General features: G+C 52.1%; 13 protein-coding genes. 11 read left to right on the top strand and 2 right to left on the bottom strand.

Annotated elements, in window-relative coordinates:
* Positions 1-269: 269 nt before the first annotated feature.
* Positions 270-749, top strand: coding sequence for a YhjD family protein (locus tag A7K91_RS06900; RefSeq protein ID WP_068681011.1), 480 nt, complete (start codon positions 270-272; stop codon positions 747-749).
* A 230-nt stretch (positions 750-979) separates the two neighbouring features.
* Here the strand turns inward: A7K91_RS06900 and lexA are convergent, their stop codons facing one another.
* Positions 980-1600 (bottom strand): transcriptional repressor LexA, encoded by a 621-nt coding sequence (lexA, locus tag A7K91_RS06895; protein WP_068681009.1) that lies wholly within the window; start codon positions 1598-1600, stop codon positions 980-982.
* Between the two features lie 164 nt (positions 1601-1764).
* On the opposite strand from lexA, the gene A7K91_RS06890 reads away from it, so the two are divergent.
* The 4 genes from A7K91_RS06890 (at position 1765) to A7K91_RS06875 (ending at position 3945) form a co-directional block, all read left to right on the top strand.
* The gene (locus A7K91_RS06890; protein WP_169833383.1) at positions 1765-2154 is read left to right on the top strand and encodes a LysM peptidoglycan-binding domain-containing protein; all 390 of its coding nucleotides are present in this window, start codon (positions 1765-1767) and stop codon (positions 2152-2154) included.
* Positions 2155-2410: 256 nt separating this feature from the next.
* Complete coding sequence (locus tag A7K91_RS06885; RefSeq protein WP_068681005.1) at positions 2411-2605, top strand: DUF896 domain-containing protein; 195 nt, start codon at positions 2411-2413, stop codon at positions 2603-2605.
* Between the two features lie 17 nt (positions 2606-2622).
* Positions 2623-3135 carry a hypothetical protein gene (locus A7K91_RS06880; RefSeq protein ID WP_245697294.1) on the top strand — a complete coding sequence of 171 codons (513 nt, stop codon included), beginning with the start codon at positions 2623-2625 and terminating at the stop codon, positions 3133-3135.
* 21 nt (positions 3136-3156) lie between these two features.
* Complete coding sequence (locus tag A7K91_RS06875) at positions 3157-3945, top strand: HAD family hydrolase (RefSeq protein WP_068681002.1); 789 nt, start codon at positions 3157-3159, stop codon at positions 3943-3945.
* Positions 3946-4041: 96 nt separating this feature from the next.
* Here A7K91_RS06875 and A7K91_RS06870 read toward each other — a convergent pair whose 3' ends face one another.
* Positions 4042-4584 carry a 1,2-dihydroxy-3-keto-5-methylthiopentene dioxygenase gene (locus A7K91_RS06870; protein ID WP_068681000.1) on the bottom strand — a complete coding sequence of 181 codons (543 nt, stop codon included), beginning with the start codon at positions 4582-4584 and terminating at the stop codon, positions 4042-4044.
* Between the two features lie 141 nt (positions 4585-4725).
* Between A7K91_RS06870 and metH the strand changes: the two genes are divergently transcribed.
* The 6 genes from metH (at position 4726) to A7K91_RS06840 (ending at position 14698) form a co-directional block, all read left to right on the top strand.
* The gene (gene metH / locus A7K91_RS06865) at positions 4726-8166 is read left to right on the top strand and encodes a methionine synthase (protein WP_068680998.1); all 3441 of its coding nucleotides are present in this window, start codon (positions 4726-4728) and stop codon (positions 8164-8166) included.
* A gap of 140 nt (positions 8167-8306) precedes the next feature.
* Complete coding sequence (gene rnz / locus A7K91_RS06860; RefSeq protein WP_068681026.1) at positions 8307-9269, top strand: ribonuclease Z; 963 nt, start codon at positions 8307-8309, stop codon at positions 9267-9269.
* A gap of 98 nt (positions 9270-9367) precedes the next feature.
* Positions 9368-11656: a DEAD/DEAH box helicase gene (locus tag A7K91_RS06855; protein WP_068680996.1), complete on the top strand. Its 2289-nt coding sequence runs from the start codon at positions 9368-9370 to the stop codon at positions 11654-11656.
* A complete protein-coding gene (locus A7K91_RS06850) occupies positions 11653-13041 on the top strand; it encodes a ribonuclease H-like domain-containing protein (protein ID WP_068680994.1) in 1389 nt (462 codons plus the stop codon). The genes A7K91_RS06855 and A7K91_RS06850 overlap by 4 nt, the downstream gene beginning before the upstream one ends.
* Before the next feature lie 3 nt (positions 13042-13044).
* On the top strand, positions 13045-13881 hold the full coding sequence (locus A7K91_RS06845; protein ID WP_068680991.1) for a TIGR01457 family HAD-type hydrolase: 837 nt from the start codon (positions 13045-13047) through the stop codon (positions 13879-13881).
* A 7-nt stretch (positions 13882-13888) separates the two neighbouring features.
* Positions 13889-14698, top strand: coding sequence for a DNA-formamidopyrimidine glycosylase family protein (locus tag A7K91_RS06840; RefSeq protein ID WP_068680989.1), 810 nt, complete (start codon positions 13889-13891; stop codon positions 14696-14698).
* Positions 14699-14700: the final 2 nt, after the last annotated feature.

Raw genomic sequence — 14700 nt, 5'->3', positions numbered from 1 at the left:
TTTCCGGCGCAACCCACAAGAGTACCTTGAAGCGGCAGAAAATAAATACTGTATGTTAATTGGTCAGTCGTAGTTTTTTTTTGGCGCCGGGCAGGGATATTTTGGTGGTTGCCAGGATATAATGAATCATATAGAATGGGAACAAGTGTTCTGTTTCGTGGAGCCGGTCAATCATCATGACAGGACATCGTATTGAAGTCATTGCGGACCGCATTCGCTCTGTATGCTGTTGTGTACAGAGGCGGACGGCACAAAACGGGGGGCTTTGAATGAGCAAGCTTGATGGAAATGAAAGATGGAAATCCAAGATGCTTTTGACGGAGCATCAGGAGCAGCATGACCAGCGCGGCCAAATTCCCGTCAGCGGCCGCCCTGCGCTGGAGGAGTTGACCATGATACGGGATTATATTATGTTTCCGCACATTATTGCCATGCTGCAAAAGGGAATGGAGCATATCCGCGCGTCGCGGTTTCCCCTCAAGGATCTGAACATTCGTTGTCTTGAAATCTTTATGTTGCGTACGACGGATGAATATTATGAGCTGAAGCGCTCTTTGAAGCGGCGCAACATTAAGGTGTTTGCGGATGAGGCGGGGGATGGAATTCTGTATCACCGCTATTTGTGCCGGGGATACGAGGAGCGTTTTGGCATTGCGCGGGAAGCGCTGCGTATGGAAATCAGCAATAAAATGACTCAATACGTCGAGGACCTGGGAGAACAACTGCGAGCGCCCAAGCGCGAAGGGTAAAAGATGAGGTTGGCAATTCTATCATTCAGAAGCACAGACGTTTAACCATCTCCTGCGAGATGGTTTTTTGTTCTTCCTTCCTCCTCGTCAAATAAACAAAAAGCGCAGGCTCCAAGGAAATGCTCTAGTGCATCCCGAACCCTGCGCTTTATATTGTGTAAAAGGTTAGCATCTTGCTCACCCCGCTAATCGTCTCCATAAAGCCTTCAGAGAAAAGCGCTTGCTGCGCCTCAGTGAATATCGCGGAACAATCCGATTACTTTGCCCAGAATGGTAACATTGGGCAGTAGAATAGGTTTCATAGAAGCATTCTCCGGCTGCAGCCGAATATGATCCTTTTCTTTGTAGAAGGTCTTGACGGTAGCCTCGTCATCCTCAGTCATCGCAACAACAATCTCGCCGTTGTTAGCCGTTTGCTGCTGACGAACAATTACATAGTCGCCGTTATGTATACCGGCTTCAATCATGCTGTCGCCAATAACATTCAGAACAAAAACGTTGCTGTCCCCTACAAAATGGGACGGCAGAGGAAAATAGTCCTCGATATTTTCTGTTGCCGTAATAGGCAGACCGGCAGTAACCTTACCCACGATTGGCACCTGTGCCACGGGAAGAGGGATGACGTTGTCATTGGGATCCTGGTTCAGAATTTCGATTGCGCGAGGCTTCGTGGGGTCGCGGCGAATGAAACCCTTCTTCTCCAGACGGTCCAGATGACCGTGTACCGTAGAGCTGGAGAGCAATCCAACAGCTTCGGCAATTTCCCGTACGGACGGCGGATATCCCTTTTCCTTGACTTCCTGCTTTATAAACTCAAGAATCGAATTTTGTCGTTTGGAAATCTTCGACACTTCATCATCTCCATTCATGCTTATTGTGACAAATTATAGCACAGAACCGGGGTTCGTACAAACATAAGTTCTCAAGCACAAAAGTTCGCATTTTGTATTGACTGCAAACATTTGTTCGTGTTATCTTAAAAACAGAACAAACGTTTGGGGTGTTGAATATGATCATGATGAGTTCAAGCAATAGTTCCTACAAATCCATTCATGTTATGAACGCTATAGGAAAGACGCAGGAGCAGCTTTCCGCTATCCGGCAGATTGCCGATTGGATGAGAGGCCATATGTTGAAGGCTATCGTCAGCGCGATTTTGATCGCCGTGTTGTCCACGTGCTTCCTGATTGTTGTTACCAATGCTTTGCCGGAAACGATTGCGGAGCCCTCTATGAACGAAACCGTAGTTGTTGTCGGCAGCGGCGACACGCTCTGGGGCATAGCCAATCGTCATAGCGACGGGAAGCAGGATATCCGTTATGTCGTATACATGATTCAGGAGCGGAACGGCTTGCAGAGCTCCGAAATTTTGCCCGGTCAAAGGCTCATTCTTCCAAAATGGTAAGAGCTGTTTTATTGATCTCATCATGCTTGTGTTCATATGTCTTAACATAGATAGCAATAAGGCCTGTTGCGTTCGCTCGGGCCTTATTGCTTTTTTATTTTCAGTCCATGTCTCGGAGTGGGGAGCGGCGTTTCGAACGCAATCGGCAAGCCTCTTCAAAGGCTTGCAAAGGACTGATAAACCTTGACAATGAGGCGCTGGAAGTGTCAAAGTAAGGAGAAGTGAATTTTGCAGCATGACCGGAAGGAGAAACGTAATGGATATTGACAAATTGATTGCCAGAATTAATGAATTGTCGCGCAAGAACAAAACCGTGGGGCTAAGCGATGAAGAAACAAAAGAGCGTGACGAGCTGCGCCAGCAATACCTGAATAATTTCAAGCGAAACTTCAGGCAGCAGCTGGACACGATTAAATATGTAGAAGATGAAGAAAACAACATTACGCATTAAGCTATTGAAGCGGAGGAATGGCAGTGTCACGCTCATGGGAACGCAAAGTACGTAAAAATATGAGTACCGTTAATAAAGCAAGGAAAAAGCAGGGTCACAGTATGATGTCGCCAGGGGCGGAGAAGATGGATCGTTTTACGGGTCGTAACATTATAATGCCCGTTATGCTGCTGCTGTTTGTAGGGGCGTATAACGTCCTCATGCAGACTGATCCCAATTTTAATGGCGGAGCCATGTATTGGACAACCATTGTTGCTTATGTCTTGCTGGCTGCGCTGTTTTTTTTCCGCCGTCCCTATTTGACGGTTGGCAAGGATTATGTACAGTCGCGCCGTTTTACGGGCGACAAAAGGGTTAAAGCTGCTGATATCGAACGAATCACCGTGTTGAAGGGGTATGTTGTCGTTAGACCTAAAAAAGGCGCCGGCTGGACCTTTTCCCGTTTGCTGAACCGTTTCAAAACGGATGATATGGCAAAAAGGCTGGAAGCTTTTGCTTCGGCGCACGGTATCGAATTCGAGCAAAAATAAAATACGGGAGTGTAGGGGAACATGGCTAAAAAAGCGGTATTATTCGACTTGGACGATACGCTGCTGTGGGATGACCGCAGCGTAAAGGAGGCCTTCCAGGCAACTTGCGAGGCAGGAGCGGCGGCGGCCGGAGTTGATGAGGCAGAGCTAGAGGAGGCTGTTCGCAAGGAAGCGAGAGCGCTTTACGAGTCTTATGAGACGTTTCCGTTTACCAAAATGATCGGGATCAATCCTTTTGAGGGACTTTGGGCCAACTTTACCGGTGGCGAGCAGGAGGAGTTCCGCAAGCTTCAAGCGCTTGCTCCAGGTTATCGCAAGGCGGCATGGACGCTTGGCCTTAAGGCGCTTGGCGTAGATAATGAAGAATTGGGCGCAACGCTTGCGGAGCAATTTCCGGCCGAACGCCGGAAACGTCCTTTGGTCTACGATGAAACGTTTGTCGTTTTGGATGCTCTCAAGGACAAATACAGTTTGCTTTTGCTAACAAACGGTTCCCCGGATTTGCAGCAGGAAAAATTGGACGGGGTGCCCGAGTTGTTGCCTTATTTTGATCATATCATTATTTCAGGCCAATTCGGAGAAGGCAAACCTGCGGCATCCATTTTCAAGCATGCGCTGGAGCGCCTTGGCATTGAACCGGAGGAAGGGATCATGGTTGGCGACAAGCTGACAACTGACATTTTGGGCGCCAATACAATCGGCATGACCTCCGTCTGGATTAACCGCCACGGCATGGTGCGAAATGATGAAATTGTCCCGAGCCATGAAATTTCCAGCCTGCGTGAGCTGCTGCAATTGCTGGAGCAATAGACGCCCGCCATTATTTATACCTATGCGGTCAATAAACAAAGCCCCCGCCCGGCATAGGCCGGAGCGAGGGCTTTCCTGTATTTACGGGCAGATCCCTTATTTGGATTGAAATTTCTCGTCGGCATAAGGATGCGCGATCCAGCCTTCCGTTTCAATAAACAGGCGTACCGCTACGATTTGGCGATTTTCCATCAGCGTAAAGAAATGCGGCGTATCCTGAGATACGGAGATGACATCTCCCGCTTCCAGCTCAACGTCGAAGTAGCCTACTTCTTCAGCGCCCTTGATGACGAAAATACCGCGTCCGGCTGTTATGGCGCGCACTTCGTCTTCCGTATGGGTATGCACATTTTCAAATTTTTTCAAGAGCTCATCCAGGTTTGGCGTTGCATCGGACAAGGAAATAATATCCCATGTCAGATAACCGCGCCGGGCGGCAAGGTTTTTAATATCGTCCTGGAACGTCTCCAGAATTTGCGTTTTTTCTTCATCCGACAGCTCAAATTTATTTTTCAATTCTGCCGGAAGCTTGGCAGTATTCCAGTGTTCGTAGAGAACCCCTTGGCTTTTCAGGAAAGCTTGAACGTTTTCCTCTCCTTTAATACGTTCCTCTGTGTTGCGAATTCTAATTTCAGCCATGATCATTCCCTCTTTTCCAATAGAAATTAAATGATATAATAAGTATAAAACAAAGTATATCAAATGTCGATGAGAAACCTTTTCACCAAAAGGGGATTCTGCTAAACTATTTGTTAATGATTTCGGGAAGGGTGTAGCAACGTGTCGAAGCCGACCTTACAACAGCTGTTTCAGGAGCGTATATTGATTCTGGACGGCGCGATGGGTACGATGATTCAGCAAGCTGACTTAAATGAAGATGATTTTGGCGGGGCCGAGCTGGACGGCTGCAACGAAATGCTGGTATTAACCCGTCCGGATGTTATTACGTCCATCCATGAGCAATACCTGGAGGCCGGCGCGGATATTTTGGAAACCAATACCTTCGGCGCAACAAGCGTTGTGCTGGCGGATTACGATATTCCTGAAAAGGCAAGAGAAATTAATTTGGCGGCGGCCAAGCTTGCCATTGATGCAGCACAGAAATACAGCACGCCGGAGAAGCCCCGTTATGTAGCAGGTGCGCTGGGGCCAACCACCAAAACGCTTTCCGTTACGGGAGGCGTAACCTTTGACGAGCTTGTGGAAAGCTATTACGAGCAGGCGCTAGCCTTGCTGGAGGCGGGCGTCGATGCGCTTTTGCTGGAAACCTCCCAGGATACGCTTAACGTCAAAGCCGGCAGCATCGGCATTCGCAACGCGATGGAGGCATCTGGCATTCAAGTTCCGCTTATGATATCCGGCACAATCGAGCCGATGGGCACGACGCTTGCAGGGCAAAGCATCGAATCCTTTTATATATCGCTGGAGCATTTGAAGCCGGTTTCTATTGGTCTAAACTGCGCTACCGGTCCTGAATTCATGCGCGACCATATCCGTACGCTGAGCGAAATAGCCGGCACGGCGGTCAGCTGTTACCCCAATGCGGGTTTGCCTGATGAAAACGGGCAATACCACGAGTCGCCGGAGTCGCTGGCGCGCAAGCTTGCCGCTTTTGCAGAGCAGGGCTGGCTGAACATGGCTGGCGGCTGCTGCGGAACAACGCCCGCTCATATACGGGCAATGGCCGAAACAATGGCTGCTTACGAGCCGCGCAAAATGATGGGAAGCCATCCTGATGCGGTATCCGGCATTGACACCGTGTTTATTGAGGAAGACAATCGCCCCATCATGATTGGCGAACGTACCAATATATCCGGCTCGCGCAAATTCAAACGCCTCATTAAGGAAGAGAAATTTGACGAGGCGTCGGAAATCGCGAGAGCGCAGGTGAAGGGCGGAGCCCATGTCATTGACATCAACCTGCAGGATACCGACATTGATGAAGCATACGCCGTGCAGCAATTTTTGCCCCAGGTGGTCAAAAAGATCAAGGCGCCGCTTATGCTGGATTCCACGTACGACCATATTATCGAGCTGGGCTTGAAATATTCGCAGGGCAAGGCCATTATCAACTCCATCAATCTGGAGGATGGCGAAAGCAAGTTTGAGCAGATTGTTCCGCTCATTCATCGTTACGGAGCTGCCGTCGTTATGATTCTGATTGACGAGCGGGGCCAGGCCGTGTCCCGTGAAGCCAAGCTGGAGGTTGCCGAGCGCTCCTACAAGTTGCTGACGGAAAAATACGGCATCAATCCGGAGGATATTATTTTTGACCCCAATATGTTCCCGGTTGGCTCCGGCGATCCGCAATATATCGGATCTGCGGTAGAAACGCTGGAGGGCATTCGCGCCATCAAGGAAAAATTTCCGCGCGCCAAAACGATACTGGGCTTAAGCAACATTTCCTTTGGTTTGCCTGACGCTGGACGGGAGGTGCTGAACTCCGTTTATTTGTATCATGCGACCAGAGCGGGGCTCGACTACGCAATCGTCAACACGGAAAAGCTGGAGCGGTACGCATCTATACCTGAGGAAGAGCGCAAGCTTGCCGAAGCGCTGATCTATGATACCAATGACGATACGCTGGCCGCATTCGTAGCGGCATTCCGCAATAAAAAGGTGGAGAAAAAAGAAAAAATCTCCACATTGACGCTGGAAGAACGCCTGGCTTCCTATATTGTGGAAGGAACAAAGGAAGGGCTTATCCCTGACCTTGACGAAGCGCTCAAAAAGTATGCTCCTCTGGAAATCATTAACGGTCCGCTGATGAAGGGCATGGAGGAAGTAGGCCGATTGTTCAACGGCAATGAGTTGATTGTTGCGGAGGTGCTGCAAAGCGCGGAGGTCATGAAGGCTTCCGTCAGCCATCTGGAGCAATTTATGGAGAAGGAAGAAAGCTCCGTCAAGGGTAAAATTATTTTGGCCACGGTAAAAGGCGATGTACATGATATCGGCAAAAATTTGGTGGAAATTATTCTCTCCAACAACGGATACAAAATTATCAATCTCGGTATCAAGGTTCCGCCTGAGCAGTTGATCGAAGCGTACCGCCAGGAAAAAGCCGACGCAATCGGCTTGTCGGGCCTGCTCGTCAAATCTGCCCAGCAGATGGTCGTTACCGCGCAGGATATGCGCAACGCGGGCATCAACGCGCCTATTCTGGTTGGCGGGGCCGCGCTTACGCGCAAGTTTACCAAAACGAGAATCGGACCAGAATATGACGGACTTGTTCTGTATGCCAAGGATGCCATGGACGGGCTTGACATCGCCAACAAGCTGATGGACCCAGAGCATCGCCAGAGGCTGGAGGAAGAGCTGGCCGCTTACAAAGCCTCCGGAGCCGCGGAAGAGGAAACGGTGAAGCCGATGCCGCAGCTGACTCGGGCGGTTCGCTCCAAAATCTCTCCCGACGCCCCTGTATTTTCGCCGCCGGACTGTGAGCGCCACGTCTTGAGAGACGTGCCGATTTCGCATATCGTGCCTTATGTGAACATGCAGATGCTGCTAGGCCATCACTTGGGTATTAAGGGTACCGTCGAGAAGCTGCTGGCGGAGGGCAACGAAAAAGCTCTGCAATTAAAGGATACGGTTGACACCATATTTGCGGAGGGCAGCAGGGAAGGATATTTGCGGGCGCAAGCCATGTACCGCTTTTTCCCGGCACAATCCAGCGGCAACGATGTAATTGTGTATGATCCCGCTGAACCCGGCAAAGAGATCAAACGGTTTACATTCCCGCGCCAAGCGGTTGAGCCGCATCTCTGCCTGGCGGATTTCCTTAAGTCCGTTGACAGCGGCGTGATGGATTACGTCGGGTTCCTGGTCGTAACTGCTGGTCAAGGCATTAGAGAGCTGGCAAATGAGTGGAAGGATAAGGGCGATTATTTGCGCTCCCATGCACTGCAGGCTGTTGCGCTGGAAACGGCGGAAGGACTCGCCGAGAAGGTGCATCACATGATGAGGGAGCTGTGCGGGTATCCCGATGCGCCGGAAATGACGATGAAGCAAAGGCACGGCGCGCGTTACCAGGGCATCCGCGTATCGTTTGGTTATCCGGCTTGTCCCAATCTGGAGGACCAGGGGCCGCTGTTCCAGCTTTTGAAGCCGGAAGATATCGGCGTAGAGCTGACGGAAGGTTTCATGATGGAGCCCGAGGCGTCCGTATCCGCCATGGTGTTCGCGCATCCAGAGGCGCAATATTTTAATGTTGAAAAGGTTTAACTAAGTGAATTAACGTTTAACGTTTGTTTTTCAGTATTGAGCCTACTCCATTCGCCGATCATGCTCGGATGGAGGAGGCTTTTTCTCTCCATAAAGCAATGTCACAAATAATGCAAAATGAAGGAGGCGCTCAGGATATGATGAAAATGTGGTTTTTAGGAACGGGAGCAGGCAGGCCGGCAAAACATCGCAATGTATCTGCCATAGCGCTTCAGCTTCCCGAGCCTCGCGGCTGGTGGCTGTTTGATGCCGGAGAAGCGACGCAGCACGCTTTGCTTCATTTGCCGCTTAAGCTGTCCCGCCTGGAAGCGATTTTTATTACGCATCTGCATGGCGATCATCTGTTTGGATTGCCGGGACTTCTGGGCAGCCGGTCATTTGACGGCGGCGTCTCTCCGCTTAAGATTTATGGGCCAAAAGGGCTTAAAAGCTATGTGGAAAACACCTTTGCGATTAGCGGAACGCATGTAGAGTACGAGATGACCATCATCGAGCTGGAGGATGGGGCGGAGCTGGACGCCTTTTACAGGGACGATCTGCTGCAGGTGGATGCGCGGCCGCTTCAGCACAGAGTACCATGCTTTGGCTATCGCGTGACGGAGAGCGACAAGCCGGGACGGCTGATGGCGGAAAAGCTGAAAGAACGCGGTCTGGCATCCGGTCCCGTATTCGGGAAAATCAAACGGGGAGAAAGCGTGGAGCTTCCGGATGGAACCATTGTGAAGCCCGAGGACTTTACCGACGGCACGGTGCCTGGGCGGGTCATAGCTATACTTGGCGATACAAGCCCTTGCAGGCAGGTGGAGGAGCTTGCGAGAAATGCCGATTTGCTGGTACATGAAGCGACCTTTGCGGCTGGCCTGGAGGAAAAAGCTCATGAATTCGGGCATAGTACAACGACGGAGGCGGCAAAAGCCGCTCTTGCCGCCGGTGCGGCAAGGCTTGCGATGACGCATTTTAGCGGCAGATATGGAAATGAAGAGTTATGGCAGCTGGAGGAAGAAGCAAAAGCCATATTTCCGGCTGTTTTTGCCGCAACGGACGGAAGCTGCGTCGACATTCCCCGGCGCTCCTCTGTACGTGGTGAAAAGCCGGGCAAATAGCATTGCGCACCGAACATATATTCTGTACAATATAGGACAACGAGCCATTGCCGGGAGGGGAATGGCTCCATGGAACGGAAACAGGAGTGATGGGGAGCATGAACAGATGGACAGGCAAGGCTGGCAGCTTTGAGGAATGGCTGGACTATATCCGGAGCGACGCGGAAATTATGAGCAATGTAACGCACTGGAGGACGATTCCTTCCAGAGAGGCCCAATTTGCGCCGCTGCCGCCTTTGCTGCACCAGCGTTTAAGGGATGCGCTCAGCGGCAGAGGGATTAACGGCTTGTATCGCCATCAAGCGGACGCTTTTGACGCTGTCAGTCGCGGGCGGCATGTTGTGGCGGTAACCCCGACCGCCTCAGGCAAAACGTATTGCTACAACCTGCCTGTCCTGCAAAGCCTGCTTGACAATGATGAAGGAAGGGCGCTTTATCTGTTTCCCACCAAAGCGCTTGCACAGGATCAGGTGGCGGAGCTGCAGGAGCTGGCAAACCTTATGGATGTAGATATTAAGACGCATACCTACGACGGGGACACGCCTCCTACGGTTCGCAATGCAATCCGCAATGCCGGGCATATCGTGGTAACCAACCCGGACATGCTCCATTCCGCCATATTGCCTCATCATACCAAATGGGTCAAGCTGTTCGAAAATCTCAAGTTTATCGTTATTGACGAGGTGCATGCTTACAGGGGCGTATTCGGCAGCCACGTCGCCAACGTCATTAGGCGGCTGAAGCGGATAGCGGCCTTTTATGGCTCCAGGCCGCAATTTATATGCGCGTCCGCAACGATCGACAATCCGCGAGAGCATGCGGAAGCGCTTATCGGAGAAGCGGTGACGCTGGTTGACAATAACGGAGCGCCGATGGGCGAAAAGCACTTTGTTTTTTATAATCCGCCTGTCGTTAACAAGCAGCTTGGCATCCGCAAAAGCAGCGTGCTGGAAACGCGAAAGCTGGCGGCGCTGCTGCTGAAGCAGGGAATCCAGACAATCGTTTTTGCGCGCAGCCGCGTTCGGGTGGAGCTTCTGCTGACCTACCTGCAGGAGCTGGTGCGGGACAAGCTGGCTCCGTCAACCATTAGAGGATATCGGGGCGGCTACCTGCCCAATCTGCGACGGGAAATCGAAAGAGGGCTGCGCAGCGGAGAAATCCGCGGCGTTGTCAGCACCAATGCGCTGGAGCTTGGCATCGATATCGGGCAATTGCAGGCCTGCGTCCTGAACGGTTATCCAGGCACGGTAGCCAGCACCTGGCAGCAATCCGGCCGGGCGGGACGGCGGCAGGAAAGCTCCGTTACCTTTATGGTGGCAAGCAGCAATCCGCTGGATCAATACATGATTCAGAACCCGGACTTTTTCTTCAACCGGCCGCCGGAGAGGGCGCTTATTCATCCCGACAATCTGCTTATTCTGATCGATCATGTGAAATGTGCGGCCTATGAGCTGCCTTTTAACAGAGGAGATGTTTTTGGCGGGGAAAAGCTGGAGGATTTGATGGAATTCCTGGTAGAGGAGAAGGTGCTGCATTATGCAGACGACCGCTGGTATTGGATGAATCAGTCCTTTCCCGCCCACAACATTTCGCTGCGGTCCGCCGCACAGGAAAACTTCGTTATTGTTGATTTGACCGATAGCCAGCACCGCGTGCTTGGGGAGGTGGACCGTTTCAGCGCGCCCACCCTGATCCACGAGGAAGCCATCTATATTCATGAAGGCGTCCAATATCAGGTGGAGAAGCTGGATTATCCGGAGAAGAAAGCATATGTGCGGCAGGTTGACGTCGAATATTACACCGATGCGCAGCTGGCGGTGGAGCTGAAGGTGCTTCATGTGGACAAAGAGGCTTCAACCGGGGAGCTGCTGCGGCAATATGGCGAATTGACCGTTAACGCCAAAGCGACAATTTTCAAAAAAATCAGGTTGAGCACTCATGAAAATATCGGGTCGGGCCCTATTCATCTGCCGGAGGAGGAGCTGCACACAAGCGGCTACTGGTTTTCCTTTAGCGAGGAAGCAGCGGCGCGGCGGAGCAAAAACGAAATGCAATTTGCGCTGCTGGGCATCGCAAACGTACTGGTGCATATCGCCCCGCTTTACTTGATGTGCGATCCTTTTGATATCCGGGTCGTGCCGCAGGTAAAGGCGGTTCACACCGAACGTCCAACCATCTATTTCTACGATCGTTATCCCGGCGGAATCGGCCTAAGCGAACGGCTGTACCAGGTGCATGACGAGCTGATTTCACGGGCAAAGGCGCTTATCGCCCGCTGCTCCTGTCTGAGCGGCTGCCCCGCATGCGTGGGGCCGATCGAGGAGGTTGGCTTGCTTGGCAAGGAGCAGGCAATGCAGCTGCTGACGGAAGTAGGTGGAGCGGAATGAGCGGCTTCAAGGAAAGAATGAACAGGCTTCGCGGCGGAGGGAGTAATTCCGGCTCTGAAATCCCCGAGGCCCTTGCTGATGAAGCATCGGCAGCAGCCATCGAAGAGGAGCTTTTGCGCAGTGAGGGCGAGAAATTAGCTGCCAAGTCAGCTGCAGCTATGCCGGATTTATCGGAGCAAGAGCCGGGGGTGGACCCCGAAGAGGCGGTCTGGCGGCAAATGGGCGTTATCCTGCGCCAAACGGACAAGGGATGTTACCTTCAGCGCCGCATTCAATATCCCGGCGTGTTTAGCCACGGAACGCATACGCTGAACGAATGGCGATCCGCGGAGGAAGGTCTGCGGAAGTTCCACGGCAGCCGTGGCGAAATAGGAGAGGAAGCCATACTCTATCTGGACCTGGAAACAACAGGGCTTGGCTCGGGAACCGGCAATGTTCCTTTTATGGTGGGTCTGGCCTATATGGAAAGCGGCTTCTGGGTCGTGGAACAAAATTTGATTCGCCACCCCTCGGAGGAGCGTGCCATGCTGCATGAGCTAGCGCTTCGTATTGGCCGTTGCAGTCATCTTGCGACCTACAATGGCAAAAGCTTCGATTGGCCCCTTGTCAAAAGCCGAATGATTATGAATGCCATTCCTCTGCCTTCTGAAGAACCCGCGCATCTGGATTTTTTGCATCCGTCGCGTTCCATCTGGCGCAATACGCTGCCCTCCCTCAAGCTGAGCTATGTAGAAGAAGAGAGGCTTGGCATACAGCGCGAGGAGGATGTGCCGGGGTCGCTTGCTCCTAGTCTCTATTTTCAATATTTGGCCAGCGGCGACCCCTCGCCTCTTGAAGGCGTATTCCGTCATAATGAAAGCGATTTGCTGTCTCTGGTTTGCTTGTCCGTCCGTTTCGGACTGCTGCTCAGCGGCGAAATATTTAACCGCATTCCTTACCCGGAGGAGGCCGAAGAGCTTGTCCGCTGCGGCTTATGGCTGGAGAAAATGGGGCTTGCCTCTCTGGCTGAGCCGCTGTACCTTTTGGCGGAGGGGAAGGAGGCCGATTCCTCGTTATGGCTGAAGCTTGCCGAGCGTGACAAGAAGGCTGGAAACTTTGAGCGCGCTGTGTTATTGTGGCAGAAGGTCGTCTGCATTTCCGGCAGCCGGATTGGTCCGGATGCCCAGGAGGCTTGCGTCCAGCTATCCATGTATTTTGAGCATCGAGTCAAGGATCTGCAACAGGGACTTCTATTTGCGGAAATGGCTCTGCGGGGAGCGGAGGAAAGGGAAACCCTTCTCAAGCGAGGCGAAAAACGAAAACACGATGCGGTCGGCATGCGCGCCCGGGTGGAGAGACTGCGGCGCAAAGCAGGCGTTCAGCATCATTTGGAATGCGGGGAATGACAGTTGATACCATTCAAAGCAAAGGCGCTGCTTATTGACCTGGATGGAACGATCTACCATGGCAAGCACGCCATTAAAGACGCCGGCCGGCTGATCGCTTGCTTGAAGAAATCGGGCTTGCCTTACCGGTTTGTTACAAACAACTCATCCACATCGCCGGATAAGGTGGCGGAGCGGCTGAGAGAGATGGGCATCGACGCCGAGGCGGGTGATGTTTGCACATCCGCGCAAGCTGCTGCAGCTTATGTTGCGGCCTGCAAGCCCGGCGCTGCCGTTCATGTCATAGGCGAGGAAGGGCTGCTGGACGCCTTGCGGGAAGCCGGGTTGCATCTTCAAAGCGAAGCTCCGGATTTTGTTGTCCAGGGGATAGACCGCTGCTTTACATATGAAAAAGCAGCGTTAGCGGTGGATCGCATACGAGGCGGCGCCACCTATGTTTTGACCAATCCGGATTTGCTTCTTCCATCCGATAACGGTTTTATTCCCGGTGCGGGTTCGATTGGTGCAATGCTTTCCGCTGCAAGCGGAGCCGAGCCGGTATTGATCGGCAAGCCATCCTCTATTTTAATGGACTATGCGCTACAGCAATTAGGCTGCAATGCGGAGGAAACCTGGGTAATCGGCGACAATCTGGCTACTGACATAGCGGCGGGAAAAGCTGCCGGCTGCGGTACGCTGCTTGTGCTGACGGGATTAACAACTTGCGATAATTATGAAGTGTACGCCCAGAAAGCGGGTTGCAGGCCTGATTTGATCTGCACCGCTCTGGATGACGTAATCAATTGGATTACCGGTGAACAAGCGGCGCATGCAGGCATGCCGCCAATCAGGGAGGAATGACATTTACATGCTGGAGCTTCCGGAGCTGGAGCTGTACCGGGCTTTGCTGGCTGAACGCTGTGCAGGCCTTCGGATTACAGCCTTTACTATAAAAAACAAAGCATTAAAGCATTTGAAAAGCAGGCTGCAGGAGCTTGTGGACACAAGCATCTGGTTTGTGGAACGCCGCTACAGACTAATTGTATTCCATCTGGACAACGGCAAACGGCTGACCTTTGCCTTTAACGAGCTTGGCTACCCTTATTTCTGCGCGGCCGAAGAGGCAAAAGGAATAAAAGGCGACCTGATCATTTCCTTTGGGGACAAAAACCTGTATCTGACTGGCGTGGAGAGCGAAAGCATCGGAGTGCTGTCGGTGAAGCAATTGGAGGAAGGGCTTAAGGGGCAGGCGCTGGACCCGCTGGACAAACGGTTTACGCCAGCCAAATGGAATGAAAGCTTGTCCAAAAAGCGGGGTTATGTAAAATCCGCATTAACGGACGCCAAGCTTCTTCCTGGCATTGGTCCGTTATACTCCGATGAGATCGCTTTTGCGGCAAGGATTTCCCCTAATACCAAAGTGTCAGATTTAAGCGGAGAACAGAGGGAAGCGCTGTACAAAGCGATAGGCAGCACTATTCGTCAGTCGATTTCCAGCGGTGGCGTTAAAGGTCAGCGGCTTTTCCCCGGGGATGAGCTATCGGGCGGATTTGGCGAGCAGCTGCAGGTGTACGGACGTGAAGGCGAAGCGTGCCGACGCTGCGGCAGCGAAATCGCCAGAATAACGGTTGCGGGACGAAAGGCTTATTGTTGTCCTCAATGTCAAACCGGTAACTGACA

Source organism: Paenibacillus oryzae (assembly GCF_001675045.1).
Classification (GTDB): domain Bacteria; phylum Bacillota; class Bacilli; order Paenibacillales; family Paenibacillaceae; genus Pristimantibacillus; species Pristimantibacillus oryzae.
This window is presented reverse-complemented; position numbering and strand designations above follow the sequence as displayed.

Coding starts and splice junctions, on each gene's coding strand:
- A7K91_RS06900 (WP_068681011.1), top strand. CDS start 270: ATGAGCAAGCTTGATGGAAATGAAAGATGGAAATCCAAGATGCTTTTG.
- A7K91_RS06840 (WP_068680989.1), top strand. CDS start 13,889: ATGCTGGAGCTTCCGGAGCTGGAGCTGTACCGGGCTTTGCTGGCTGAA.
- A7K91_RS06875 (WP_068681002.1), top strand. CDS start 3,157: ATGGCTAAAAAAGCGGTATTATTCGACTTGGACGATACGCTGCTGTGG.
- A7K91_RS06885 (WP_068681005.1), top strand. CDS start 2,411: ATGGATATTGACAAATTGATTGCCAGAATTAATGAATTGTCGCGCAAG.
- A7K91_RS06855 (WP_068680996.1), top strand. CDS start 9,368: ATGAACAGATGGACAGGCAAGGCTGGCAGCTTTGAGGAATGGCTGGAC.
- A7K91_RS06890 (WP_169833383.1), top strand. CDS start 1,765: ATGATGAGTTCAAGCAATAGTTCCTACAAATCCATTCATGTTATGAAC.
- A7K91_RS06870 (WP_068681000.1), bottom strand. CDS start 4,584: ATGGCTGAAATTAGAATTCGCAACACAGAGGAACGTATTAAAGGAGAG.
- rnz (WP_068681026.1), top strand. CDS start 8,307: ATGAAAATGTGGTTTTTAGGAACGGGAGCAGGCAGGCCGGCAAAACAT.
- A7K91_RS06880 (WP_245697294.1), top strand. CDS start 2,623: ATGGCAGTGTCACGCTCATGGGAACGCAAAGTACGTAAAAATATGAGT.
- A7K91_RS06850 (WP_068680994.1), top strand. CDS start 11,653: ATGAGCGGCTTCAAGGAAAGAATGAACAGGCTTCGCGGCGGAGGGAGT.